The organism is Pseudomonas sp. UBA6699, from assembly GCF_002454615.1.
In the GTDB taxonomy this organism is placed as follows: domain Bacteria; phylum Pseudomonadota; class Gammaproteobacteria; order Pseudomonadales; family Pseudomonadaceae; genus Aquipseudomonas; species Aquipseudomonas juntendi.
Genome location: NZ_DKJF01000068.1, coordinates 1 through 622 on the forward strand (window position 1 = coordinate 1; position 622 = coordinate 622).

At 61.3% G+C, this 622-nt stretch carries 2 pseudogenes; both read right to left on the reverse strand.

Annotated features, from left to right (window positions below):
• Nucleotides 1-403 (reverse strand): annotated as a pseudogene (locus B3361_RS13115) (nicotinate phosphoribosyltransferase); the annotation flags it as partial.
• Nucleotides 400-622, reverse strand: a pseudogene (locus B3361_RS13120) (isochorismatase family protein); the annotation flags it as partial. The pseudogenes B3361_RS13120 and B3361_RS13115, both read right to left, overlap by 4 nt.

Sequence of the window (622 nt, forward strand, 5' to 3'; positions counted from 1 at the left end):
CCTCGCTGATGATCGCCAGCAGCGGGATCTCGTAGAGAATCACATGCAACCAAGGCCCGCGTACGCGCACTGCCAGTTGCCCGGCGGCGTCCAGGCCCACCTGTACATAGCGCAGGTTGAAACGGAACAGGCTTAGAAAGCGAATGAAATCCGGTTTGAGGAAGGGGATTTTCTCCAGATAGGCCAACTGGTCGTGGGTCACCGTGACCTCGGCCAGTTGTTCTACCTGGTAGCGGATTTCAGCCAGGTAGGGAGACAAGTCTTCGTCGTTGCGGCAACGAAACTCCCATTCCACCTCGGCGTTGGGGTAGTTGTGCAGCACTGCCTGCATCATGGTGATCTTGTAGAAGTCGGTGTCCAGCAGGTTCTGGATGATGCGTGGGCCGAAAACACTTTCGCTCATGGGCGTTGTTCCTTGATCAGGGCAAGCTGGTGGTCGAGCGCGGCTTCGTCGCCGCAGAGGATGACCCCTTCGGCGGCCAAGGCGCCGCACGCCTCGATAGCGCCTGCCTGAGTCAGCGCACGGCAGGCCGGCAGGTACAGCAGCACCTCGAAGCCGGCCTGGCGCAGTTGCCGGGCGGTGGTCTTGACGCAGTAGTCCAGGGCCAGGCCGCCGACGATC